22 protein-coding genes are annotated in these 23,072 nt (G+C 71.5%); 9 read left to right on the top strand and 13 right to left on the bottom strand.

Annotated elements, in window-relative coordinates; genetic code table 11:
• Positions 1 to 131: 131 nt before the first annotated feature.
• From ACWGIS_RS24485 to ACWGIS_RS24470, 4 genes are all read right to left on the bottom strand, one after another.
• Positions 132 to 2,159, bottom strand: coding sequence for a TerD family protein (locus tag ACWGIS_RS24485; protein ID WP_453364604.1), 2,028 nt, complete (start codon positions 2,157 to 2,159; stop codon positions 132 to 134).
• A gap of 50 nt (positions 2,160 to 2,209) precedes the next feature.
• Positions 2,210 to 2,788 (bottom strand): TerD family protein, encoded by a 579-nt coding sequence (locus ACWGIS_RS24480; RefSeq protein WP_402383691.1) that lies wholly within the window; start codon positions 2,786 to 2,788, stop codon positions 2,210 to 2,212.
• A gap of 181 nt (positions 2,789 to 2,969) precedes the next feature.
• Positions 2,970 to 5,093, bottom strand: a complete 2,124-nt coding sequence (gene uvrB, locus ACWGIS_RS24475) for an excinuclease ABC subunit UvrB (protein ID WP_453364603.1) — start codon at positions 5,091 to 5,093, stop codon at positions 2,970 to 2,972.
• 40 nt (positions 5,094 to 5,133) lie between these two features.
• The gene (locus tag ACWGIS_RS24470) at positions 5,134 to 6,000 is read right to left on the bottom strand and encodes an MHYT domain-containing protein (RefSeq protein WP_453364602.1); all 867 of its coding nucleotides are present in this window, start codon (positions 5,998 to 6,000) and stop codon (positions 5,134 to 5,136) included.
• Positions 6,001 to 6,281: 281 nt separating this feature from the next.
• Between ACWGIS_RS24470 and ACWGIS_RS24465 the strand changes: the two genes are divergently transcribed.
• The 3 genes from ACWGIS_RS24465 to ACWGIS_RS24455 all read left to right on the top strand — a co-directional run bounded on the left by ACWGIS_RS24465 (position 6,282) and on the right by ACWGIS_RS24455 (position 9,350).
• Complete coding sequence (locus tag ACWGIS_RS24465) at positions 6,282 to 7,154, top strand: glycerophosphodiester phosphodiesterase (protein WP_453364601.1); 873 nt, start codon at positions 6,282 to 6,284, stop codon at positions 7,152 to 7,154.
• A 104-nt stretch (positions 7,155 to 7,258) separates the two neighbouring features.
• Positions 7,259 to 7,813 (top strand): methylated-DNA--[protein]-cysteine S-methyltransferase, encoded by a 555-nt coding sequence (locus ACWGIS_RS24460; RefSeq protein WP_453364600.1) that lies wholly within the window; start codon positions 7,259 to 7,261, stop codon positions 7,811 to 7,813.
• Between the two features lie 256 nt (positions 7,814 to 8,069).
• Positions 8,070 to 9,350: an MFS transporter gene (locus tag ACWGIS_RS24455; RefSeq protein ID WP_453364599.1), complete on the top strand. Its 1,281-nt coding sequence runs from the start codon at positions 8,070 to 8,072 to the stop codon at positions 9,348 to 9,350.
• 63 nt (positions 9,351 to 9,413) lie between these two features.
• Here ACWGIS_RS24455 and ACWGIS_RS24450 read toward each other — a convergent pair whose 3' ends face one another.
• Positions 9,414 to 9,776, bottom strand: coding sequence for a cupin domain-containing protein (locus ACWGIS_RS24450; protein WP_453364598.1), 363 nt, complete (start codon positions 9,774 to 9,776; stop codon positions 9,414 to 9,416).
• A 158-nt stretch (positions 9,777 to 9,934) separates the two neighbouring features.
• A complete protein-coding gene (locus ACWGIS_RS24445; protein ID WP_453364597.1) occupies positions 9,935 to 10,363 on the bottom strand; it encodes a VOC family protein in 429 nt (142 codons plus the stop codon).
• Positions 10,364 to 10,461: 98 nt separating this feature from the next.
• Here ACWGIS_RS24445 and ACWGIS_RS24440 point away from each other — a divergent pair, with 98 nt between their 5' ends.
• Positions 10,462 to 11,367, top strand: a complete 906-nt coding sequence (locus tag ACWGIS_RS24440; RefSeq protein ID WP_453364596.1) for a pseudouridine-5'-phosphate glycosidase — start codon at positions 10,462 to 10,464, stop codon at positions 11,365 to 11,367.
• A gap of 137 nt (positions 11,368 to 11,504) precedes the next feature.
• Entirely contained in the window at positions 11,505 to 12,407 is a 903-nt protein-coding gene (locus ACWGIS_RS24435; RefSeq protein ID WP_453364595.1) for a carbohydrate kinase family protein, read from the top strand.
• Positions 12,408 to 12,468: 61 nt separating this feature from the next.
• Here the strand turns inward: ACWGIS_RS24435 and ACWGIS_RS24430 are convergent, their stop codons facing one another.
• Positions 12,469 to 13,263 (bottom strand): class I SAM-dependent methyltransferase, encoded by a 795-nt coding sequence (locus ACWGIS_RS24430; protein ID WP_453364594.1) that lies wholly within the window; start codon positions 13,261 to 13,263, stop codon positions 12,469 to 12,471.
• A gap of 261 nt (positions 13,264 to 13,524) precedes the next feature.
• Between ACWGIS_RS24430 and ACWGIS_RS24425 the strand changes: the two genes are divergently transcribed.
• Entirely contained in the window at positions 13,525 to 14,652 is a 1,128-nt protein-coding gene (locus ACWGIS_RS24425) for a magnesium and cobalt transport protein CorA (protein WP_453364593.1), read from the top strand.
• Between the two features lie 229 nt (positions 14,653 to 14,881).
• Here the strand turns inward: ACWGIS_RS24425 and ACWGIS_RS24420 are convergent, their stop codons facing one another.
• The 3 genes from ACWGIS_RS24420 to ACWGIS_RS24410 form a co-directional block, all read right to left on the bottom strand.
• Positions 14,882 to 15,310 (bottom strand): CBS domain-containing protein, encoded by a 429-nt coding sequence (locus tag ACWGIS_RS24420; protein WP_453364592.1) that lies wholly within the window; start codon positions 15,308 to 15,310, stop codon positions 14,882 to 14,884.
• 309 nt (positions 15,311 to 15,619) lie between these two features.
• Positions 15,620 to 16,033: a PPOX class F420-dependent oxidoreductase gene (locus ACWGIS_RS24415; RefSeq protein WP_453364591.1), complete on the bottom strand. Its 414-nt coding sequence runs from the start codon at positions 16,031 to 16,033 to the stop codon at positions 15,620 to 15,622.
• A gap of 59 nt (positions 16,034 to 16,092) precedes the next feature.
• Positions 16,093 to 16,725, bottom strand: a complete 633-nt coding sequence (locus tag ACWGIS_RS24410; protein ID WP_453364590.1) for a uridine kinase — start codon at positions 16,723 to 16,725, stop codon at positions 16,093 to 16,095.
• Between the two features lie 264 nt (positions 16,726 to 16,989).
• Between ACWGIS_RS24410 and ACWGIS_RS24405 the strand changes: the two genes are divergently transcribed.
• Positions 16,990 to 17,469, top strand: a complete 480-nt coding sequence (locus ACWGIS_RS24405; protein ID WP_453364589.1) for an anthrone oxygenase family protein — start codon at positions 16,990 to 16,992, stop codon at positions 17,467 to 17,469.
• Between the two features lie 426 nt (positions 17,470 to 17,895).
• Positions 17,896 to 19,383 carry a glutamate synthase subunit beta gene (locus tag ACWGIS_RS24400; protein ID WP_453364588.1) on the top strand — a complete coding sequence of 496 codons (1,488 nt, stop codon included), beginning with the start codon at positions 17,896 to 17,898 and terminating at the stop codon, positions 19,381 to 19,383.
• Positions 19,384 to 19,458: 75 nt separating this feature from the next.
• Here ACWGIS_RS24400 and ACWGIS_RS24395 read toward each other — a convergent pair whose 3' ends face one another.
• The gene (locus ACWGIS_RS24395; RefSeq protein WP_453364587.1) at positions 19,459 to 20,007 is read right to left on the bottom strand and encodes a carboxymuconolactone decarboxylase family protein; all 549 of its coding nucleotides are present in this window, start codon (positions 20,005 to 20,007) and stop codon (positions 19,459 to 19,461) included.
• Positions 20,008 to 20,053: 46 nt separating this feature from the next.
• Between ACWGIS_RS24395 and pdxR the strand changes: the two genes are divergently transcribed.
• Entirely contained in the window at positions 20,054 to 21,478 is a 1,425-nt protein-coding gene (pdxR, locus tag ACWGIS_RS24390; RefSeq protein ID WP_453364586.1) for a MocR-like pyridoxine biosynthesis transcription factor PdxR, read from the top strand.
• 399 nt (positions 21,479 to 21,877) lie between these two features.
• On the opposite strand, the gene ACWGIS_RS24385 is transcribed toward pdxR, so the two are convergent.
• Positions 21,878 to 22,141: a DUF397 domain-containing protein gene (locus ACWGIS_RS24385; RefSeq protein WP_355785629.1), complete on the bottom strand. Its 264-nt coding sequence runs from the start codon at positions 22,139 to 22,141 to the stop codon at positions 21,878 to 21,880.
• The gene (locus ACWGIS_RS24380; RefSeq protein ID WP_453364585.1) at positions 22,142 to 23,002 is read right to left on the bottom strand and encodes a helix-turn-helix domain-containing protein; all 861 of its coding nucleotides are present in this window, start codon (positions 23,000 to 23,002) and stop codon (positions 22,142 to 22,144) included.
• Between the last annotated feature and the right edge of the window lie 70 nt (positions 23,003 to 23,072).

Below are 23,072 nucleotides of genomic sequence, written 5' to 3'. Positions count from 1 at the left end.
AGGGAGTACTCCCCTCCGTACGGAAAAGAGTACGCGAATCACCAAGGAAAGGTAAAGGGCTTGGTAAAAGAAAAGCCAAGTGGGCTGGTCAGGACGCTTTACGATTGCTTGGTGAAGGGTGGACGGAGGCCTCAGCGCTTCCAGGAACGCCGGGCTTCGGCGACCTGCGTGAGCACCTGCTGGAGGACCTGACTGCCCGGCGGGACGAGCGAGGGCTCGTACGTCCAGGCATGACCGACCCACGGGTCGGCGAGGTGGTCGTCGGGCACCGGCGTGAGCCGCATGAGCGAGCGCCAGAGGGGATCGAGCAGCGGCCCGTACGCGGACGCGTCCTCCCGGTCGGCGACCATCATCAGGTGGACGCCGACGGCCGGTCCCTCGTCGGCGAGGTAGCGCAGCTGCGTCACGGCACGGTCGTCGAAGCCGTGCGGGAAGTCGTTCACGATGACCAGCTGCTCCGCGGTGTCGAAGCCGGGCGGCAGGGAGTCGGCCGCGCCTCCGCGCAGCGCCATCTGCACCAGGTCGACGCGCTGGGTGAGCCGGGCCAGCGTCTCGGAGACACCCGCGGCACCCGCGGCGGGCGGACCGGCGAGGACACCGGACCGCACCAATGGGGCGAGCGCGGCGGCACCGGAACCGGCCGGGTCGACGGCGTGCACCGTGAAGTCGCCCGCGGGGTAGACCGCGAGCAGCCGGGCGGCGTGGGCCACCGCCGACTCCATCGCCAACCGGCGCAGATCGCCGGAGTCGGCGAAGGACTCGTCGAGCCCGGACCGGCCGCTGTCGATCCACAGACCGCGCTCCAGCGGCAGCCGGACCAGCATCGGGATGCTCAGTCCCTCGCTCTCGGGCAGGTGCAGATCACCTAGGCGCAGGGCCATCGGGACCTCCATCGGCACCCGGTAACCGTGCCAGACGGGGTTGTCCCAGCGCGCGAACGCAGGGGGCAGCGCCGGCTCGACGACGTCGGCCTCCGCGGTGAGCTGAGCGAGATCCCGGTCGAGCACCGCCCTCGCCTGGTCGACCAGATGCGCGTGCTTGGCCTGCGCCGCCTCACGGGCCGCGTCGCCCTGCCCGCCGATGCGGCTGCGCGGGTCGGAGAGGACCTTGTCGAGCTCCTGCTCCATGCGCGAGTCGGCGAAGTCCACGGCGCTGCGATACGCGGCCGTGGAACGCGCCAGGTCCTCGAACATGCCCCAGACCTGGTTGTAGAGCCGCTCCTCCATGGACCAGCCGGTCGCGTCGCCCGCCACGGGCTGCGCCGGCCGGCCGGGCGGAGCGGGGGGTGCGGTCGGCGGGGGCGGAGGGGGCGCCGCGGGTTGGCGGCGCGGGTGGCTGTAGTCGACGGGCCCGCCGGCGGCCGGAACCGTCGGCTGGGTGACGGGCGCGGGGTCCGGCTGGCCGAGCCCGCCGGGGTGGCCGCCCGGCCCGGCCGGCGCGCCGTGCAGACCGGGCGCGTCGTACGGCGACGTGGGCGTGGGCGGTATGTCGCCGGTGCCGCCCGGAGTGCCGGGGTAGGGCTGGTCCGGTCCGGTGGCCGAGGTGGCCGCCTGCCGTGAGCGGTCGGCGTCGGACGGACGCGGCGGGGGCGCGGCCACCGAGCGCGCCAGGCCCTGGGCCACGGCCTCGTTGATCCGGGACGCGAGTTGCCGCGCCTCGGCCAGACCCTGGTCGGCGAGCAGCTCGGCGAGACCGCCCGCGTATCCCTGGCCGACCGCCCGCACCTTCCAGGCGCCCTGCCGGCGGTAGAGCTCCAGGGCGACGACCGCCGACTCGGCGTCGAGGCCGGTGATGGTGTAGCTGGCGACCTCGGAACCGTCGAGGCCGGTGACCGCGACGAAGGGGGCGGCCACGACGCCGAACCGGACCGGGCCGCCGACACCGGACGGCAGCGCGAGCAGCACGCTGACCCGGTGCACGGCTTCCGGCAGGGCGTCCAGGTCGAAGGCGAGGCGATGGTCGGCCGCCGCCTGCTTGGAGACCTCGAGTCCGGGCAGGGTGGGCGCACCCGGGTGGGCCACCCACTCGACGCCGTGGACCCTGCCCTTCTCGTCGCTGAGCGTGGCCCCCGCCACGATCGGCTTGCCTGCCGAAACGCGGACCTCAAGACGGACCTCGGAGAGCGCATGGTTCTGCCCCCGGACCAGCTCGGCCGTCATCGCCTTGTCCCCCTATGTCGCTTCGCTACGGGTGCTGCGCGCCGTACTGCCTACAGGTGCGGCAGGATCGCGGGCATCAGGTCCTGGAACGTCCGGCCGTTGGCGGGCGTGCCGAGGGCCGTCATCTGCCAGCCCGTGCCGGCCCGGTGCACCTTCGCCATGATCTGCGCGGTGTACTGGCCGCCGCCGGCGAGCGTGTAGCGGGCGAGCTCCTGGCCGTTGGTCTCGTCGACCAGGCGGCAGAACGCGTCCTGCACCTCCTGGAACGTCTGACCCGTGAACGAGTTCACGGTGAAGACGATCTGGTCGATGTGGACCGGGACCCGCTGGAGGTCGACGAGGATGGCCTCGTCGTCGCCGCCCTGGCCCACGCCGCCCACGAGGTTGTCACCCGTGTGGCGAACAGAGCCGTCGTCGCTGACGAGGTGCCGGAAGAAGACGACGTCGACGGGCTGCTTGTCCGCGAACAGCACGGCCGAGGCGTCGAGGTCGATCTCCCGGGTGCGCGAGCCGAAGAGGCCGCGCCGGGGTGCCGCCTGCCAGCCCAGCCCCATACGGACCGCGGTCAGGGTGCCCCCGTCGTTCTTCTGCAGACTGATGGCCTGACCCTTGGTCATGTTGACCGTCACGCGCTGTTCCCCTCTCGAACCGTCCCCTGTTTCCGCGGAGTCCGCGGATGACCAGAACCCTACGCAGCGGCACTGACAGTGCCGAACCCTGGGGCGGACTTTGTGTCGGTCTTGCAACACAGCGCGTCCATCCGCAGGGTCGGCGCGCGGTGCACCGGCCGTCGGCCGGGGTGCCGGGCCGTCAGGCCAGGCCCCCCTCCTTCATCTGGCGCAACTCCTTCTTCATCTCGGACACCTCGTCGCGCAGCCGCGCCGCGATTTCGAACTGGAGGTCGGCCGCGGCGGCGCGCATCCGCTCCGTCATCGACTCGATCTGCTCGGCGAGTTGCGCCGCGGGACGGTCGGTGGGCACCGTCTCCTTGCTCTTCCCCCGGGTCTTGGCGGCCTTGCCGAGTGCGGGCACCGGGGCCTTGGCCGGCTTGCCGTCCTTGGTGCTGCGGTAGCCCGAGCCGAGCAGCTGCTCGGTGTCGACGTCCTCGCGGGCGATCTGCGCCACGATGTCGTTGATCTTCTTGCGCAGGGGCTGCGGGTCGATGCCCCGCTCCTTGTTGTACGCGACCTGCTTCTCCCGGCGGCGGTTGGTCTCGTCGATGGCCTTCTCCATCGCCGGGGTGATCTTGTCGGCGTACATGTGGACCTGGCCGGAGACGTTTCGGGCGGCGCGGCCGATGGTCTGGATGAGCGAGGTGCCGGAGCGCAGGAAGCCCTCCTTGTCGGCGTCGAGGATCGCCACCAGGGAGACCTCGGGCAGGTCGAGGCCCTCCCTGAGCAGGTTGATGCCGACGAGCACGTCGTACTCACCGGCGCGCAGCTCGCGCAGCAGCTCGACCCGGCGCAGGGTGTCGACGTCGCTGTGCAGGTAGCGGACCTGGATGCCCATCTCCAGGAAGTAGTCGGTGAGGTCCTCGGCCATCTTCTTGGTGAGCGTGGTGACCAGGACGCGCTCGTCCTTCTCGGTGCGCTTGCGGATCTCGTGCACCAGGTCGTCGATCTGGCCCTCGGTGGGCTTGATCACGACCTCGGGGTCGACGAGGCCGGTCGGGCGGATGATCTGCTCGACGAAGCCGTCCCCGCGCGAGAGCTCGTACTTGCCGGGCGTCGCCGACAGGTAGACGGCCTGGCCGATGCGCTCCTGGAACTCCTCCCACTTGAGCGGGCGGTTGTCCAGGGCGGAGGGCAGCCGGAAGCCGTGGTCCACGAGAGTGCGCTTGCGGGAGGCGTCGCCCTCGTACATGGCGCCGATCTGCGGCACCGTGACGTGCGACTCGTCGATGACCAGCAGGAAGTCGTCCGGGAAGTAGTCGAGCAGCGTGTTCGGCGGGGAGCCGGGCTCGCGGCCGTCGAAGTGCATCGAGTAGTTCTCCACGCCGGAGCAGGAGCCGATCTGACGGAGCATCTCGATGTCGTACGTCGTGCGCATGCGCAGACGCTGGGCCTCCAGGAGCTTGCCCTGCGTCTCCAGGGTGGCGAGGCGCTCGCCGAGCTCCTTCTCGATGTCGTTGACGGCCCGCTCCAGGCGCTCGGGACCGGCCACGTAGTGAGAGGCGGGGAACACGTAGAGCTGGTTGTCGTCGCTGATGACCTCGCCGGTGAGCGGGTGCAGCGTGGACAGGGCCTCGATCTCGTCGCCGAACATCTCGATGCGGACGGCGAGCTCTTCGTAGACCGGGAAGATCTCGATGGTGTCGCCGCGGACCCGGAAGGTGCCGCGGGCGAAGGCCATGTCGTTGCGCGTGTACTGGATGTCGACGAAGCGGCGCAGCAGGTCGTCGCGGTCGATCTCGTCGCCGACCTTGAGGGTGACCATCCGGTCCACGTACTCCTGCGGCGTGCCGAGGCCGTAGATGCAGGAGACCGAGGCGACCACGACGACGTCGCGGCGGGTGAGCAGCGAGTTGGTCGCGGAGTGCCGCAGGCGCTCCACCTCCTCGTTGATCGAGGAGTCCTTCTCGATGTAGGTGTCCGACTGCGGGACGTAGGCCTCGGGCTGGTAGTAGTCGTAGTACGAGACGAAGTACTCGACGGCGTTGTTCGGCAGCAGCTCGCGGAACTCGTTGGCCAGCTGGGCGGCCAGGGTCTTGTTCGGGGCCATGACGAGGGTGGGGCGCTGGAGCCGCTCGATCATCCACGCGGTGGTGGCGGACTTGCCGGTGCCGGTGGCACCGAGCAGGACGACATCCTTCTCACCTGCGCGGATGCGCTTCTCGAGCTCAGCGATGGCCGTCGGCTGGTCACCGCTCGGCTGGTAGGGGCTGACGACCTCGAAGGGCGCCACCGAACGTTCGATCTTGGAAACGGGCCGCATGCATTCAACCGTACGACCCCGCACTGACAACGGGGTCGGATCACCAGTTCTGCGGGGTGCGTGAGCCGCGGTGTCCGGGCCGCCGGTCGAGGTGGGACGGCGGGCGGTGGCCGGGGTGCGGCACCGTGGCGCGGGCGGGGACGCCGGGCCTGTTCTCGGTGGGCGCCCAGTGGGGCCTGCCCATCACCATCAGCGGGTCGAACATCACGACGACGCCCGCCAGGCCGAGGAAGACCAGGGGGCCGATCATCATCGGCGCGAGGAGGGCGGCCGGCGAGTCGCCCGCCGGGGTGCTGGCCGTTCCGTGCAGGTGGACGCTCAGGGCGGCCATGCCCGCGTAGTGCATGCCGGTCACGGCGAGTCCCATGATGAGGCTGGCGCCGACGCTCCACAGGAAGCCGCGGACCTGTCCGGCGGCCCACAGGGCGGCAGTGGCGGCGACGACCGCGATGACCACCGAGGCGGAGACGGTGAGGGTGTTGTACTCGAGCTTCCCGTTCAGGCGCATGCCCGCCATTCCGAGGTAGTGCATGGTGGCGACGCCGAGGCCGGTGATGGTGCCGCCGGTGAAGAGAGCCGTACCGGTCGCGCCCCGGTATCCGACGATGAAGATCCCGATGCCGACCATGACGATCGCCACACCGAGGCTCGCGAAGGTGAGCGCCCTGTCGTAGCGCACCGGGCTCTCCTCCACGGAGAAGCCCATCATCGCGATGAAGTGCATGGTCCAGATCCCGGAGCCGATGGCCGCCGAGCCGAGCGCGAGCCAGCCCGGCCGCCAGGAACGGGCGACGAGCATCGATCTGGTGGTGCAGCGCAGCCCCAGCGCACCTCCGAGGCAGGCCATGAGGTAGGCCACCAGCGGGGTGACGAATCCGTAACTGAAGCCGTCGACCGTGCCCTGCATGCGCGGTTGCCCTTCCCGCCCTGATCTATCCTGATTTGCCCTGAAAAGCCCCCGCCCTCGGCGTCGCCGGAGCGGCCGGGGTCGTGGCGAAGAGTATGACCCCCACCGGAATGGTCGAACGATTTTCCGGCAAAGAATCACGGCCCTGCCCCAGTTGTGAAGGCCCCTGCGCACGGACTTGGGCAACTCCATTCAATTCGCGGCCATTCCGCACACCCCTCGTGTTGACACTCTGCTGTCACTCTGGTGCTGACTGTGATCACTCGACGCGAGGAGTACGTATGCACGCGCGCGTTGCCGCCGCCACGACCGCCGCGCTTCTCGGTGGCACCGTTCTGATACTCCCCACCACCTCCGCCCACGCCGCCCACGACGACGGCCCGGTCGTCGTGGCGCACCGCGGGGCCTCCGCGTACGCGCCCGAGAACACCCTGGCCGCCGTCGACAAGGCGGACGACCTGGGCTTCAGCTGGGTCGAGAACGACGTACAGCGCACCAAGGACGGCGTACTCGTCGTCGTCCACGACGCCACCCTGGCGCGCACGACCGATGTCGAGAGGGTCTATCCCGACCGGGCACCGTGGAGGGTGTCGGACTTCACGGCGAGGGAGATCTCACGGCTGGACGCGGGCAGCTGGTTCAGCCGGCGCTTCGCGGGCGCACGCGTGCCGACGCTCAAGCAGTACGTGAACCGCGTCTCGCGCAACCACCAGAAGCTCGTCCTGGAGATCAAGAACCCCGAGCTGTACCCGGGCATCGAGCGGCAGACCCTGAAAGTCCTGAGCAACGAGGGCTGGCTCAACTCCGGTCATCTCAGGAGCAGGCTGATCGTCCAGAGCTTCAGCGTGGACACCGTCCGCACCGTCCACGACCTGCGTCCCGGCGTCAAGACCGCCATCCTGGGGACGCCGTCGGTCGCCAACCTGCCCGCGTACGCGCGCTTCGCCGACCAGATCAACTCCTCGTACTCCACCATCTCCACCGGCTACGTCGCCGCGGTCCACGCCTTCGAGGGGCCGCACGGCAAGCCGCTGGAGATGCTCACCTGGACCGTCGACGACGCGCAGACCGCCCGCCGGGTGGCCGGCTACGACGTGGACGGCGTCATCACCAACCGGCCCGACGTGGTCCGCCGGGCCCTGAGCGAGTACTGACCGGAGCCGCCGAGCGCGGTGCCCGGGCCGTGCCGCCCGGGGTGGGAACGCCCGACGGCGTTCACGCCCCGGGCGTTGTCAGTGCCGCGCCGTACGGTGGTCGCATGGACAGCCACGGGCAGTACGAGCAGCAGGTCGTGTGGACCGTCGTGGGCACGGACATCGGGCCGCTGCTGCTGGCCGCCACCCCCGACGGCCTGGTGAACGTCGTGTTCCACGCCACGGACGCGGTGCGGGAGAAGGCACTCGGGAAGCTCGCGTCCCGTCTCGGAGCCGAGCCCGTCGAGGCGCCCGGATCTCCCCTGCTGTCCGAGGCGGCGGACCAGCTGAGGGCCTACTTCGCGGGTGAGCGCCGTGACTTCGAGCTGCCGCTCGACTGGTCGCTGATATCCGGGTTCAACCGGCAGGTGCTGCGGGAGCTGGCCTCGGGTGTCCCGTTCGGAGCGGTCGTCGGCTACGGCGATCTGGCCGGCCGGGTCGGTCAGCCGGGCGCGGCACAGGCGGTGGGGGTCGCCATGGGCTCCAACCCGCTGCCGGTCGTCGTCCCCTGCCACCGGGTCGTCGAGAGCGACGGCGGCATCGGAGGGTTCGGCGGCGGCCTGGAGACCAAGCGGAAGCTGCTGGCCCTGGAGGGAGTGCTCCCGGAGCCGCTGTTCTGAGCCGTGGGCCCGCGGAGTACGCGTGCCGGGTGCCGATACCCGGGGAGGCGGGCGAGGGGAACGAGGAGCGCCGGTGCACTCGTCGCCGCCGAGCCGGGCCACGCGTGCCGGGACCGTGGTGCCGAGGTGTGCCTGAGCGTGCGCCCGACAATCGCGGTGCGCGGGAAGCCGCGAGCTGGGAGGCTGCGCCGGTGAATCTCTTCCTTCGCCGCACCGAGATACCCGGGATGTCCGCCGTCGCTTCCGGAGGCCCGCGATGACGGCCGTGGAGCGGTCCGCCGTGCCGGTGGACGTCGACGCGATACCCGCGCTGCGGCGCCGCACCTCCGCGGTGCTGATCGCGAGTCAGATCCTCGGCGGTCTCGGAGTCGCCACCGGCATCGCCCTCGCGGTGGTGCTGGCGGAGGAGATCAGCGGTGCCGAGTCCCTGTCGGGGCTCGCTCCCACGGCCACCGTCGTGGGGACGGCGGTTCTGTCCATGCCGCTTGCCGCACTGATGACCGCGCGCGGCCGGCGACCGGGGCTGGTGCTCGCGTACCTGATCGGGGCGCTGGGAGCCGGGGTGGTGGTGGTCGCCGCGGCCGTCGGCAGCTTCCCGCTGCTGCTGGCCGGGATGGCCATGTTCGGCGCCGCCTCGTCGGCCAATCTGCAGGCGCGGTTCGCGGCCGCGGACCTGGCCGAGCCGGACCGGCGGGCCAGAGCCATCTCGAACGTGGTCTGGGCGACCACCATCGGAGCGGTACTGGGTCCCAACATCGCCGCACCCGCGGGACGCAGTGTCACCGGCCTGGGGATACCCGCGGCCGCGGGACCCTTCCTCTGGGCCGCCGGTGTCTTCGTCGCCTCGGCGGTGCTCGTGGCCGTACTGCTGCGGCCCGACCCGCTGCTGACGGCGCGCGCCCTGGCTCCCGTCGAGGAGCGGACGCCGCAGGCACGTTCGCTGCGGGCCGGTGTCCGTGCCGTCGCCGCCTCACCGCGGGCGCGGCTGGCGCTGGGGACGGTGGCCGTGTGCCACACCGCGATGGTGTCGATCATGTCGATGACACCGATCGACCTCGATCACCATGGCGCCGGCATCGACCTGATCGGCTTCGTGATCAGCTGTCACATCGCCGGCATGTACGCCTTCTCGCCGCTCATGGGGCGGCTGTCCGACCGGCTCGGCAGGCTCTCCGGGATCGGTCTCGCGGTGGGGCTGCTGGCCTGCGCGGCTCTGCTCGCCGGGACGGCCGACGGCGATCACGCGCAGACGACCGCCGGACTGTTCCTGCTGGGTCTTGGCTGGTCGGCCGGGATGGTGTCCGGCTCGGCGCTGCTCACGGACTCCGTGCCCCAGCCCGCCCGCGCCGCGGCCCAGGGTCTCTCGGACCTGTTGATGAACGCGGCGGCCGGCATCGGCGGCGCGGCCGCGGGTCTCGTCATGGCACGGGCGAGCTACGGATGGCTCAACCTGCTCGCCGCCTGCCTGCTGCTGCCGCTCGCCGCACTGATGGTCTTCACCGGTCGCGGACGCCGGACGGCCGTGGCAGGAACCTGACCGCGACCGGCGCCCCCGAAACGGCGCCCTCAAGGCGGCGTTCGTCCGCGGTGCTCGGCCTGGTCAGAGGCTGATGTGGTACGCCTTGCGGAGCGTCTCGTGGACCGTCCAGGTCGTGCGGTCGCCCTCGCGCAGGATCGCCGCGTCGCCGGGGCCCACCTTCAGCACATCGCCGTTGTCGAACTCGACCGTGGCACTCCCACTGACGACCACGAACATCTCGTCGGCCTCGGTGTCGGTCACGACGCCGGGTGTCATCTGCCAGATGCCGCGCACCTGCTTGCCGTCGGCCGACTCCCACAGCACCTTGCCGGTCACGACCGGCATACCGGAGACGATCTGAGCCGGGTCGAGCGGCTCCGGCTCCAGTTCGGCGTCGGGGATGTGCACGGCGAAGGACGGAACGGTCTGGTTCTTCGTGGTCATGAGCGGTCACCCTAGCGGGGCGCCCGGCCGGTGACGGCAGGCGGTTCCCTCCGGCACCAGCGCCTCGGAGGGCCCGCCGGCGGCCCGGCCCGGCCGGACACCGCAGAAGGGGGCACCACGCGCGCGTGGAGCCCCCTTTTCTCGGCACGGGGAGCTTGCTAGGCGTAGTGCCGGGCCTCGAAGACGTTCCCGTCCGGGTCACGGAAGTAGAAGCTGCGTACCGCCTCTCCCCTGGCGCCGAACGATCCGTACGAGTAGTCCGATACCGGCACGGACCGCTCCTCCAGGCGGGTCCGCAGCGCGTCGAAATCGTCCTCCTCCAGGGAGAGGCAGACGTGGTTCACGGGGTGGCCCGCGCTGTCCGCGGCACCGGGGACCATGGTCATGCGCTCGGCCAGCGACAAGGGCGCGAGATCGAAGATGGTCTCCTCGCTGAGGCGTACCGAGGGGAACGACGCCTTGCCCTCGGCGAACTCGGCGACCCGCAGTGGTTCGAGGCCGACCGCATCCTCGTAGAAGCGGGCGGCGGCGACCGGGTCCCCGACCCAGAGGACGATGTGGTCGAGACGTGTCGTGTTGTCCGTCATGCGCCCAGGCTGGTGCCGTATCCCGGGCGTCGCAAGGGTTTGGCCGGGCGCGCCGCCCGCCAGGGATGAGGGAAGACCGACCGACAGGAGGCAGGCGCGTGTTCGTGGTGTCCGAAGAGGTGCGGGAGGCGCTCGACGCGCGCCGGCCGGTGGTGGCCCTGGAGTCGACGATCATCGCCCACGGGCTGCCGCGCCCGCGCAATCTGCAGGTGGCGCTGGAGCTGGAGGACGTCGTACGGCAGGAGGGCGCCGTTCCCGCGACGATCGCCGTCCTCGACGGCAGGCCGTGCGTCGGGCTCGCCAAGGACCAGCTGGAGCGGATCGCCAACGAGGACGGCATCCGGAAACTGGGCCACCGCGACCTGCCGCTCGCCGTGGCGGCCGGCGTGAGCGGAGCGACGACCGTATCGGCCACGGCACTGTCGGCCGCCCGCGCGGGAGTACGGGTGTTCGCCACGGGCGGGCTCGGCGGAGTGCACCGCCAGTGGACGGTGACGCAGGACGAGTCCGCCGACCTGGGCCTGCTGGCCCGTACCCGGATCACCGTCGTCTGCGCGGGCGTGAAGTCCATCCTGGACGTGCCCGCCACCCTGCAGCGCCTGGAGACCCTGGGTGTCGCGGTGGCGGGGTACGGCACCGAGCGATTCCCCGGCTTCTACCTGGCCGACTCGGGGCATCCGGTGGACTGGACACTCCGGTCTCCGGAGGAGGTGGCCGACGTGATGCGCGCTCAGGACGCGGTCGACGGACCGGAGTCGGCGCTCGTCGTCGCGAACCCCGTGCCCGAGGGGGAACAGCTCGATCCCGAACTGCACGCGCGTGTGCTGGCCGACGCGCTGCACGCGTGCGAGGCGGAAGGAGTGACCGGCCAGGCCGTGACACCGTTCCTCCTCGACTACCTGGTGCGCCACACCGACGGCGCGTCACTGAGCGCCAACCTGGCGGCGGTACGCGGCAACGTGCGGCTCGCCGCCAGGATCGCGTCGGCCTGGGCCGGGGCGTGACGGCAGCGGACCGAGCCGGTCCCGGAGCCGAGGGTCCCCGAGAAGCGGAGCCCGGGAAGGGCGCCCGGACGGGTGCCCGGGAAGCGGGGTCCCGGGAGGACGCCTGGACGGGTGCCCGGGGCGGTGCCCTGCTGGTCGTGGGCGACATCGTCACCGACGTCGTCGCCCGGCACCGTGGTCCGCTCGCACCGGGTACGGACACGGTGGCGGCGGTCCGGACGGTGCCGGGCGGTGCGGGCGCCAACGTGGCGTGCTGGGCGTCCCACCGGGGCTGTCCGGACGTACGGCTCCTCGGGCGGGTGGGCAGGGACGCGGCCGCCTGGCACGAGCGGGAGCTGACGGCCTCCGGAGTACGCACCCACCTGGTGGTCGATTCCGAGGCACCCACCGGGACGGTGATCTGCCTGGTGGACACGGGTGCCGCGGCCGAGCGCACGTTCCTCACCGACAGCGGGGCGGCCCTGCGGCTCGCACCGGACGACTGGGCGCCGTCGCTGCTCGACGGAGTCGCCCGGCTGCACCTGTCTGGCTACCTCTTCTTCTCCGAGTCGTGCCGCGCCCTGGTGGCGAGGGCGCTGGACGCGGCACGCGCGCGGAGTGTGCTGGTGAGCGTGGATCCCGCGTCGACGGGATTCCTGGCGCACCTGGGGGTGGACCGGTTCCTCCGGCTCGTCGAGGGCGTCGACGTGCTGCTGCCCAGCAGGGACGAGGCATGTCTGCTGACGGGGCTTCCCGACCCGGCGGACGCGGCGGCCAAGCTGAGCCGGCACGTCCCTCTGGTGGTCGTGAAGCGAGGAGGCGACGGGGCCCTGGTCGCCCGTGACGGCACGGTGTGTGCCCGCGTGCCCGCCGTGCCGGCCAGGCCCGTGGACACGACCGGCGCGGGTGACGCCTTCACCGGCGCGTTCCTGGCCGCACTGCTCACGGGCGCGAGGCCGGAGGAGGCGGCGGCAGCGGGGTGCGCGGCGGGAGCGACCGCGGTGGCACGCGTCGGCGGGAGACCACCGGCGACGCCAGTGGCCGGACGGACGGACGGATGAGCGGTGAGCGGCCGACAGGGCGGGTGAACGGCCGGTGCCCCCACAGGCGTCGGCCGCTCCGTCACACCTTGCGCCCCCACGCCGAGACCATCGGCGCCGTGGTGAGGTCCATGGTGCCCGTGGCGACGTTGGCCAGATGGCGGTCGATGTCCTGGTCCGTGGCGAGACCGGCGCCGACGAGCTGGTCGCGGATCTGCCGGATCGTCGCGAGTTCGACGGCGGCGCAGGCGGGCGAGGTGACGGGGAAGTACGCGTCGGCCTCGACGGGACGCAGCCCCGCCTCGCGCAGCAGACGCGGGAGCTTGCGGCCGTAGGACAGATCCCCGCCGCGTTCGGCGAGGAGGTCACGGAAGCCACCCCGAAGACGGTTCGCCAACTGCTGCTCGGGGCCGTGCTCGTCGGGGCAGAGCAGGGGTTGCAGTGCCGGGTCGGCCTCCTCCACGAGGAGCCGGCCGCCGGGCCGCAGGGCCCTGATCATCGACCTCAAGGCGCGCTCCCGGTCCGCCACATGGACGAGGACGAGCCGTGCGTGCACCAGGTCGAAACCCTCCCCCGGCGGTTCGTCGACGCCCACGTCGTGGACGCGGACCTCGACCGGCGGGCGTGCGGCGAGGGAGACCCACGAGGTGTCGATGTCGGTGGCGAGGACCCGCCCGGTCGGGCCGACCTTCTTGGCCAGCCACGAGACCACCGAGGTGCCGCCCGCGCCGACCTCCCAGCAGCGCCAGCCGGAGCCGATGCCGAAGCGCTCGAGGTGCCGGAACGTCGTGGGGTCGAAGAGAGTGGCGACGGCGTCGAAGCGCTGCCCCGCCTCGGCCTGACGGTTGTCCAGAAGATACCTGTCGGTTCGAATCACGGGTAGATCATCCCATTTACCCGACTCGTCCGGTGCGGTTGACGCACCCGGACCGCGACACCGGGCCGCAGCGCACGCCGGCAGCGCCACCTGACACCCTCACCGAGAGGCCAGGAGCCCACCGAACCGGCGCACACCCTCACCGAAACGAAACGGAACGCTCCGTTCCCACAGGCTCTCACCGGCCTGCGAGACCTGCTGGCAAACTGGCCGCGGAAAGGCGCAATGGGGGCGCAAGGCGATCCACGCGAGGAGATGCAGATGTCCATGGCAGGGAATCTGCGGAAGGTCACGAGCCTCGGCAAGGTGGGCGGCCTCCGCAGGATGGCGCGGCTGACCCGACGGCGACCGCGTGTGGACCTGAGCCATCCGGCCCGGTCACCGCTGGGCTCCGCGGTGGTCAACTGCGTGACGTACAAGGACGGCAAGCGGGTCCCGGGCGGGCGCGATCTGGTCGACGCGGTGAAAGAGGTGCGCAAGCACGACGACGGCTTCGTCTGGCTCGGGCTGCACGAACCGACGGAGCGGGAGTTCGCCGGCATAGCCGACCTCTTCGAGCTGCACCCGCTGGCGGTCGAGGACGCGGTGCACGCCCATCAACGCCCCAAGGTGGAGCGATACGACGAGACGCTGTTCGCGGTGTTCAAGACGGTCTGCTACATCGAGCACTCGGAGCTCACCGCGACCAGCGAGGTGGTCGACACCGGCGAGATCATGGTGTTCGTCGGCCAGGACTTCGTGATCACGGTGCGCCACGGACGGCACGGTTCGCTGGGCCCGCTGCGGGAGGCACTGGAGGCCGACCCGGAGCAGTTGAGCAAGGGGCCGGCCGCGGTGTTGCACGCGATCGCGGACCACGTGGTCGACGACTACCTCACCGTCGCGGACGCCGTGCACGAGGACATCGACCAGGTGGAGACGGACGTCTTCGCGGAGAACGGCGCGCGGGCCGACCCGGGGCGCATCTACCAGCTGAAGCGTGAACTCCTGGAGCTCAAGCGGGCGGTGGCCCCCCTCGGCCGCCCGCTGCTGGACCTCGCCAGCCGGCCCATGCGGGTGATCGACCCGGAGATACAGGCCTACTTCCGGGACGTCTCCGACCACCTGTTGCGCGTCACCGAGCAGATAGCCGCCTTCGACGAACTGCTGAACTCGATCCTCCAGGCGCATCTGGCCCAGGTGACGGTCGCTCAGAACGAGGACATGCGGAAGATCACGGCCTGGGCCGCCGTGATCGCCGTACCGACGATGGTCTGCGGTGTCTACGGCATGAATTTCGACCACATGCCGGAGCTGCACTGGCGATACGGCTACGGGCTGGTCATAGGCGTGATCAGCCTGGCGTGCCTGACGCTCTACCGGGGCTTCCGGCGCAACGGCTGGCTTTGAGGCGTTCTCGCCGCGGGATTCAGGCACTCAGGCACTCAGGCACTCAGGCACTCAGGCACTCAGGCACTCAGGCACTCAGGCACTCAGGCACTCAGGCAGAAAACACTAGAAAGCACGTTGAGGCAGACCGACCGGCCCCCGCTCCAGCGCGGACTGTCACTCGGCGGGCCGGACCAGGGGCCGTCAGCAAAGGGGGCATCGTTGGAACAGAAACAGGAACGGTGCGGTGTCAGTGCGTCGGGCTCTTGGCGTATACGCTCTCGACCCAGACGGCGAGCTGGTCGTCCGTCAGGTGTTCGGCGAGGTCGGCCTCGCTGATCATGCCGACCAGGCGCTTGTTGTCGATGACGGGAAGCCGGCGGATCTGGTGTCCCTGCATCTCCTCCAGCACCTCGCCGACGTCGGCGCTCGCATCGATCCAGCGCGGGGTGCCCTGTGCCATCTCGCCGGCGGTGACGCGTGCCGGGTCGTGGCCCATGGCGACGCAGCCGACGACGATGTCGCGGTCCGTGAGGATGCCGCAGAGTCGCTCGTTCTCGTCGCTGATGGGCAACGCGCCGACGTTCAGCTCGCGCATCAGCTGGGCGGCGCGATCGAGGGTCTCGTGGGCGGGGATCCACTGGGCACCACGGTGCATGATGTCTCCGGCAGTGGTCATGGAGTACCTCCCGGTGCCGGACGGCCGGCGCGGCACGGACGGGTACCGCTAGTCCCGGCGCCCTTCATTCTCGCCGGGTCAGGAAGGTGACGCACCCGGAGCCCCGCGACGACCGGCAGCCGCGAGGTCACCACCGTCACCCAAAGAGTCACGACAGCCGGTCGAACGGTCGCGCGGTCACAGAAACCCGTGGAGCCGGCCGGGCCGACCGGTCAGCCAGCCGGTCGGGCCGGGCCGGGTCGGTCGGTCGGTCGGTCGGGTCGGTTGTAAGCCCTGGCGGGGCGGTCGGCGCTCGCCCCCGAGCAGGGCTCACGCGGAGAAGCCCACGACCTTCTCGGGGAGGACACGGATGATCACGCGGGTCTCGTCGTCCTTCTCGGCGGGCGGGTCGATGCCGAGGTACTTGTGCGAGAGCTCGCGCGGGAGCCGCTTGTGCTCGTCGGGAAGGATCTGGGCGGTGCCGCGTATCTCGACCGAGGTGTAGGGGTTGGCGAGGTCGAAGACCGACAGGCTGATACGGGCGTCGCGGAGGAGGTTGCGCACCTTCTGGCGTCGGGCGGTGGACGAGAAGAGCACGGTGTCTCCCTCCCGTTTGATCCAGACCACCGAGTTCTGGGGAGCGCCGTCCGGTCCGAGGGTGGCGACTGCGGCGAAGTTCTTGCCGTCGAGGAGGGTGCGGACGGAGTCGTCGAAGGTGACGGGGTGATCGGAAGGCTGTGTCATGACCACAGACTAACTACATGCACGTGCATATAAAAGCCCTTTGGGTGAACCGCTCTCGATCAGCCGTTCCACGCCGGATGGCGCGGATCGTCGGCACGCACCAGGACGTCAGCCGCGGCACCGGGGTCGGCCTCGGACTCGTAGCGCTCGAAGGCGGGGAGGGTCCAGTGTTCGGCCTCGGGGGTGCGGCGTCGCAGCGCGGCCGGCGAGAGGCGCACGTGGACGGTCAGGTCGAAGGGGAACCAGTGGTGCAGGAGGAGGGGGCCGTGCAGCAACAGTAGTCCGCCGGGCGGGAGTTGGACGTAGGGCGTGCGGGTGGCGCGATCGGTCACCGGGTCCCACAGGTCGGGCAGGATCCGGCCGTCGCCGCCGGGCTCGAGGGGGCCGAAGACCTCGCGCCAGAGGGCGCCGGTGTCGAACCAGCCGTCGTAGTACGCGTCGACGTCCTGGTGGCCGTACTCGAAGCGGAGGGAGGCCGGCCGCAGGAAGCCCTCCGCCGCGACGACCCGCGAGGACCGGCCACGCAGGCGCAGTGCCTCCGACACTCGGTGCGCGAGGTCGCCGGGGCGGCCGGCGGGCGCCCCGTCGAAGGCGACGCGCGGCCAGGGGCTGCCATCGTTCGGCTTCAGGTCGAGGAGGCGGTCGGCGAGCAGATCGCCGAGCCGTTCCCAGGTGATCGGTTCGAGTCGCACGGTGCCATGATGCCGCGCTCGCGGAACGGGGACGCGGGCGCGGTGACACGACGGTTCCAGCAACGCGTGACGTGCAGCGCGTGACGTGCAACGCGTGACGTGCAACGCGTGAAATGCAGCGCGTGAAATGCAGTGTGTGTCGTGGACGCTCGCGTATGGGGGTGCGCAGCCTGGCCATGGTCATGGGGGCGCGGAGGGATTTCACTTGTCGTGACGGTGAGTGGCGTGCAGGATCTCTGATTCGGGCTGGACGGGGGAACAGACATGATCGACGGGCCTTACTTCGTGCTGACGGTGCTGGGGGTGCTCGGCACCGGTCTGGTGGCCGGCGTCTTCTGCGGGTTCTCCACGTTCGTGATGAAGGGGCTGGGCAAGTTGCCTGCGGCGCAGGGTGCTGCCGCCATGAACGCCATCAACGGTGCGGCGCTGACCCCGGTGTTCATGCTGGTCTTCCTGGGGACGGCGGTGCTGTGCGCGGTGCTGGCGGTGGTCACGTTCGTGGTGTGGCCGGACGAGGGCACGGTGGAGTTGCTGCTCGGGAGCGCCTTGTACCTGGTCGGCTCCTTCGGCGTGACGAGTGTGGCGAACGTCCCGCGCAACGAGGAGCTGGGCAAGCTGGACCCCGGTACCCCGGAGGCCGCCGCGTACTGGCCCACGTACGTGAGCGAGTGGACGATGTGGAACCACGTCCGTACGGTCGCCTCGGCCTTCGCCGCACTGTCGTACGTCCTCGCCCTCACCTGAACCACGCGGCCCCCATCCGGCCCGGTACCGGTCCCGGTTCTACGGGCACCCCGCATGGCTACCGGCACTCGCACACCACCGCGGTCGAACCCCACGCGCACCCGCATCCGACCCGGTACCCGGTCCCGTCCCCACGGTCAGCCCCCACCGCTACCGGCACTCGCACACCACCGCGGCCCCCACCCCATCGCACCGCCACCCCCATGCGCGCTCCCACCCCATCCGCACCCGCTCCCGCACCACCGCGGGCTCAGCCTCAGCCTCGAATCCGGCCTCACGCCCAGCCCTCCCCTCGGGGGCCATGACCGGCCCGTAGGCCCACGAGCAGGGGAAACCGGGTGGAGCCGAGCGGCGGGGGGTGCGGTGACGCCGTATCGTGGCCGAAAGAACACGCCCCCACGTCACGCGCACGCAAGGGAGACGGCCATGGCCGATCCCAAGGGTTTTCTCACCACTCCACGCGAGGAATGGCCCCGCAGACCGGTAGCGGAACGGGTGCGGGACTGGGACGAGGTCTACGTCCCCGGAGCGCTCCTGCCGATCATCGGAGCGCAGGCCGACCGCTGCATGGACTGCGGGATCCCCTTCTGCCACGACGCCTGTCCACTGGGCAATCTGATCCCCGAGTGGAACGACCTCGTGTCCCGGGACGACTGGCGGGCGGCGAGCGACCGGCTGCACGCGACGAACAACTTCCCCGAGTTCACCGGCCGGCTGTGTCCCGCGCCGTGCGAGGCGGGGTGTGTGCTCGCGATCAACCAGCCGGCGGTCACGATCAAGAACGTCGAGGTCGCGATCGCCGACCGGGCCTGGGAGGACGGCTTCGCGCCACCGCGCCCGCCGGACCGGCTCTCCGGGCGCACGGTGGCCGTGATCGGCTCGGGGCCCACCGGCCTGGCCGCGGCGCAGCAGCTGACCCGGGCGGGGCACACGGTCGCCGTGTACGAGCGGGCCGACCGGATCGGAGGCCTGCTGCGGTACGGCATTCCCGCGTTCAAGATGGAGAAGCGGCACCTGGGCCGGCGGCTCGACCAGATGCGGGCGGAGGGGACGAAGTTCCGTACGTCGGTGTCGGTGGGCCGGGATGTCGACGCGGCGGAGCTGCGGGCGCGCTACGACGCCGTGATCCTCGCCCTGGGTGCCACCGCCTGGCGTGATCTGCCGGTGCCGGGGCGGGAGTTGGCCGGCATCCACCAGGCGATGGAGTACCTGCCGCTCGCCGACCGGGTGTGCGAAGGGGACTTGGAGGTCTCGCCGCTGTCGGCGGCCGGCAAGCACGTCGTCATCGTCGGCGGCGGGGACACGGGCGCCGACTGTCTGGGCACGGCGGTGCGCGAGGGTGCCGCGTCCGTGACGCAGCTGGACATCTACGCCCAGCCCGGGGCGGCACGTGACGAGGACGTCGAGCCGTGGCCGACGTACCCGAAGGTCTACCGCCTCTCGGCCGCGCACGAGGAGGCCCGCGACCTGGAGACCTCGCCGGCCGCGGACGCGGACGCGCGTCTCTTCGCGGCGTCCACGCTCCGCTTCACCGGGGACGCGGACGGACACGTGCGCGCCCTGCACCTGGTCGAGGTGGACGAGCAGCGGCGGCCGGTGCCCGGTTCCGAGCGCGCCCTGCCCGTCGATCTGGTCCTGCTCGCCCTCGGCTTCTCGGGTCCCGATCCGCACGACGGCCTGATCGACCAGCTCGGGGTCGCTCTCGGCCCCCGCGGCACGATCGCCCGGGACGCGGACTTCGCGACCGACGTGCCCGGCGTCTACGCCGCCGGTGACGCCGCGCGCGGGCAGTCCCTGATCGTCTGGGCCATCGCCGAGGGCCGGGCGGTGGCGGCCGCGGTCGACCGCCGGCTGACGGGCCACTCGCGGCTGCCGCAGCCGATCGGTCCGTACGACCGCCCGCTGACCGCCTGACCGCCTCACCGCCTGACGGGCGGCGCCCGGGCGTCGGGCGCGAGGCCGCGCCTCGCAGGGGCGCCCGCCCGGGGGTCAGGCCCGGGTGTCGGTGCCCGCCTTCTTCGCGGTCGAGAGGGCGACCCGGTTCCACGTGTTGATGGTCAGGATGAGCGCCAGGACGTGGGCGAGTTCCCCGTCGTCGAAGTGGGCGGCGGCCTCCGCGTAGACGTCGTCGGGGACCCCTCCCCCGGCCACCAGGGTGACCGCTTCGGTGAGCGCCAGCGCCGCGCGCTCCTTCGGCGTGAAGAAGTGGGGGGCCTCGCGCCACACCGCGACCATGTGGAGACGGTCCTCGCTCTCGCCGGCCTTGCGTGCGTCGTTGGTGTGCATGTGGAGGCAGTAGGCGCAGTGGTTGAGGTGCGAGGCGCGGATCTGGATCAGTTCGATGAGGGCCGGGTCCAGTCCCTGCCGGGCCGCCGCGTCGAAGCCGATCAGCGCGCGGAAGACCTTCGGGGCGGCCTTCGCGAAGTCGATGCGTCCGGGCCGGCCCGCGCCGACGGTCGTGGTCGCGGGCCTCGCCCCGACCGCTCCCGCCGCCTGTGTCGCGTCCGTCGTGTTCGTCTCTGCCGTGTTCGTCGTCATGCTTCGAATCTAGGGGCGCGATAGACCCCTTGTAGGGTGCATTTCCGTGGCGGAATCATGGGTCAATTCAGCGGAGCGGATCGGTGCGGATCTACATCTGGAGCTGTCCGGGACGGAAACGGGCGGGCGTCGGGCCGCACTGATCCGCGCGCTGCGTGAGGCCGTGCGTTCGGGCCGGCTCGCGCCGGGGACCCTGCTGCCGCCGTACCGCTCCCTCGCCGCCGACCTGGGCGTGGCCCGGAACACGGTCGCCGACGCGTACGCGGAACTGGTCGCGGAGGGCTGGCTCACCGCCCGTCAGGGTTCCGGCACGCGCGTCGCCGAGCGCGCCGAGCCGTCGGGGTCCCGCGCACGCGTGCCGAAGAGGACGCCGCCCCACGCGCGTGGGCCGCGGCACGATCTGCGGCAGGGCACGCCGGACGCCTCGTCGTTCCCGCGCGCCGCCTGGCTGGCGTCGTACCGGCGGGCCCTCCAGCAGGCACCGAACGAGGTCTTCGGGCCCGGTGACCCCGCGGGCCGCGGGGAACTGCGCGCCGCCCTCGCCGAGTACCTCGCCCGCGCGCGCGGAGTGCGCGCCGAGCCGGAGCGGATCGTGATCTGCTCCGGCTTCGCGCACGCGCTGCGGCTGCTGTTCGCGGGGCCGGGCGCGATGCTGCGGGGCCCGCTGGCCGTGGAGTCGTACGGCCTCGGCTTCCATCGCGAGCTGCTGGCCGCCGCCTCCGTACGCACCGTGCCCCTGTCCCTGGACGAAGACGGCGCGCGGGTAGGCGAGTTGGGCCGGGAGAGGGCCGTACTCCTCACTCCCGCGCACCAGTTCCCGACCGGTGGGCCCCTGCATCCGTCGCGGCGGGCCGCCGTCGTCGACTGGGCTCGCGCGCGTGGAGGGGTGGTCCTGGAGGACGACTACGACGGGGAGTTCCGTTACGACCGCAAGCCCGTCGGCGCGCTGCAGGGGCTGGACCCGGAGCGGGTCGTCCACATCGGTTCCGTCAGCAAGAGCCTGTCCCCGGCGCTGCGGCTGGGGTGGATGGTCCTGCCGGAGCGGTACGTGGACGGGGTGCTCGCGGCCAAGGGCGAGCGGGAGGCGTGGGTGAGCGTCCTGGACCAGCTGGCGCTCGCGGACTTCCTGGCGTCGGGGTCGTACGACCGTCATGTGCGGCGCATGCGGCAGCGCTACCGCGGGCGGCGCGACCGGCTCGTCGCCACGCTCGCCGCCCGCGCGCCGCATGTCGAGGTGACGGGGATCGCGGCCGGCCTGCACGCGGTCCTGCGGCTGCCGCCGGGCACCGAGCCGTCCGTGGTCAAGGCCGCCGCCTGGCAGGGGGTCGCCCTCGACGGGCTGGCCGCGTTCCGTCATCCGCAGGCGCCGGCGGCCGCACCGGACGGCCTCGTCGTGGGCTACGCGACGCCGGCGGAGCACGCGTACGGCGCCGCGCTGGACGCCTTGTGCGAGGTACTGCCGCCGGGATGAGGGCCCCGCCTCGCTCCGGTGGCCCGGGTGACTCGGGTGATCGCGTCGCGGGACGGCGGGCCCCCTGAACACGCGTGCCGCCCCGGGGCGCTCCCCTCCTTGCGGGCCGGGCCCACGCCACCGCCACCGGCTACGGCTTGCGGGCCACGCGCACCACCCCTCCACCGGAGCACCACGCACGCCCGCCCGGGCACTCTTGGGGACCGGCAGGGGCGAGCCGCGTCCCGCGCCCGGTCATGGCCGTCCGGCTCCGTGGAGCCGTGTCACTACCGGGGCAACTCAACAGCGAATCATCGAATCAAGGCAGTCGAACGCAAAGGAGAGAAGGAGAGAAAGGAGAGAAAGGAGAAGCGCACGTACGTCGGATGTGCCGTCCTGAGGGCGGGGCGACAGGCCCGCTCAGGACAGCAGGAAGTCCGCCTCCCCCGCCTTGGCGCCCTGGATGAACGCGGTCATCTCGCCGGGCGTGTAGATCAGCGCCGGGCCGTCCGGATCGGCGGACTGCCGGACGGCGATCCGGCCGTCGTCGAGCTTCATCGCCTCCAGGCAGTTGCCGCCGTTGCCGCCGCTCCACGGTTTGTGCCAGCCCTCGCTGCCCAGCTCGCGGGCGGGCATCCCGTTGTAGATCCGCACGGTGCGTATCCGCGGCTTGATGCGTTCCATTCACAGCTCCTTGCGGAGATCCCGGAGGATCTCCTTCGTGCGATGTGCCGTAGCGGCCTGGGCCGCCATGCGGTCCATGACCTCGAGGTGGGTCGCCACCTCGGAACGCGCGTCCAGGTAGACGGCGCCGGTCAGGTACTCGCTGTAGACCATGTCCGGCAGTTCCGGCATGGCGAAGCGGAACAGCACGAAGGGCCCGTACGTGCCGGGGTGCGGCCCCGAGGAGAACGGGGCGATCTGCAGCGTCACGTTGGGCAGCTTCGTGGCCTGGAGGAGCCTGTCGATCTGGGCGCGCATGACCTCGGGGCCGACGACGGGCCGGCGCAGCGCCGTCTCGTCCATCACGGCCCACAGCCGTGGCGCGTCCTCCCGGGTGAGCAGATTCTGCCGTTGCATGCGCAGGGCGACGTGCCGCTCGATCTCCTCCGGCTGCGTCTGGCCGATGGCGCCCGACTTCAGGACCCCGCGGGCGTAGTCCTCGGTCTGCAGCAGTCCGGGCACGAAGTGCGGCTCGTACGACCGGATCAGGGAGGCGGCGCCCTCCAGGCTGACGTACATCGAGAACCAGCCCGGCAGGATGTCGTGGAAGCGCTGCCACCAGCCCGGTTTGTTGGCCTCCTCGGCCAGTTGGACGAAGCCCTCGGCCTCCTCGTCGGAGACGCCGTACGACTTCAGCAGGAGCTGGAGGTACGGAATCTTGAGGCTGACCTCGGCCATCTCCATACGGCGGACGGTGGCGGGCGCGACCCGCAGGATGCGTGCGGCCTCCTCACGCTTGAGACCCGCACGCTCCCGCAGGTCCAGCAGTCGTCGGCCGAGGACGACCTGACCGACCGTCGGCGCGGACCGCGGTTCGCTCACGTCCCACCTCCACAGTGTCCGGACAGCCCGGGCGGCGCCGTTCGGGGTCCTTTTCCCGGACTCCGACTGG

Source organism: Streptomyces sp. NPDC054842 (assembly GCF_053611025.1).
Note: the sequence above shows the minus strand (reverse complement) of the source record. Positions and strands in the feature narration are given on the sequence as shown.